The organism is Methylobacterium sp. WL103 (assembly GCF_008039885.1).
Lineage (GTDB): Bacteria > Pseudomonadota > Alphaproteobacteria > Rhizobiales > Beijerinckiaceae > Methylobacterium > Methylobacterium cerastii.
In genome coordinates this window covers 1-1099 of sequence record NZ_VRUX01000957.1, presented here as the reverse complement: position 1 = coordinate 1099, position 1099 = coordinate 1, and the positions used below count along the sequence as shown (strand labels likewise).

The window sequence follows — 1099 nt, the reverse complement described above, 5'->3', positions numbered from 1 at the left end:
AAGGTTCGCCGATCCCGGCGGCCCGAAGGTCCAAGACGATTTTCCGCGACGAAACGATGCCTGCCGGCCCGACGCCGCCAGCCGACCCGATGCCCGCAGCGAACGTGGCGCCCGGACGCGATCGGCGGCGCCTCGTCGGCATCGCGCTGATGTGCGGGACGCTGGCGTTCTTCGCCTGCCTCGACGCGTCGGCGAAGGTGCTGGCCCGGGCCGGCGTCGACCCGCTGCTTACCACCTTCATGCGCTACTTCGTGAGCGTGGCGCTGATCTCGGTGTTTCTGAACCCGGTGACGACGCCCACGGTGATGCGCAGCCGCCGCCTCGGCCTGCAGGTGGTGCGCTCGCTGCTGCTGTTCGGCTCGACGGCGCTCAACTTCTTCGCGCTTCGCCACCTCCAGCTCGCCGAGACCCTATCGATCCAGTTCGCGACGCCGCTCACCGTGGCTTTGCTCGCCGGCCCGCTGCTCGGCGAGTGGTCGTCCCGCGGACGCCTGGCTGTGATCGCCGTCGGCTTCCTCGGCGTACTGGTGATCGTGCGTCCCGGGGTCGGCACCGTGCATCCTGCGGTGCTGCTCAGCCTCGGCAACATGCTGTGCTACGCGCTATACATCCTGGCGACGCGCAAACTCGCGGCCCACGACTCGACTGCGACCACGATGGTCTATTCCGGTCTCGCGGGCCTCGGCGTGATGACGCCGCTGCTGCCCTGGATCTGGACCGAGCCGGCCTCGCTCACGGTGTGGGCGCTGCTCGTAGGGATCGGCCTGTTCGGCACGATCGGGCACTGGCTGCTGATTCTGGCCCATGCGAGGGCGCCGGCCAACGTGCTCGCGCCGTTCCTCTACACCCAGCTTCTGTGGTCGCTGACCCTCGGCTTCCTGCTGTTCGGCGACGTCCCGAACCGCTGGACCGTGCTGGGCGCGGCGATCATCGTCGGATCGGGCCTGTATCTCCTCGCCCACGACGCGATGGCGCAACGAAAAGGGCCGGCCACCCGAAGGTGACCGGCCCGTTCGCACGTCGCGCGCTCCGGGCTTAGCGGCCCATGCGCTCGCGGCGGTCCATCCGCTCCTCGCGGCGCTCCTCGCGGTCGCGGCGC

General features: G+C 69.9%; 1 protein-coding gene. It reads left to right on the top strand.

The window, feature by feature from the left end; translation table 11 throughout:
- Positions 1-89 precede the first annotated feature (89 nt).
- The gene (locus FV222_RS27010; protein WP_246685700.1) at positions 90-1004 is read left to right on the top strand and encodes a DMT family transporter; all 915 of its coding nucleotides are present in this window, start codon (positions 90-92) and stop codon (positions 1002-1004) included.
- Positions 1005-1099 lie beyond the last annotated feature (95 nt).

Coding starts and splice junctions, on each gene's coding strand:
- FV222_RS27010 (WP_246685700.1), top strand. CDS start 90: ATGCCCGCAGCGAACGTGGCGCCCGGACGCGATCGGCGGCGCCTCGTC.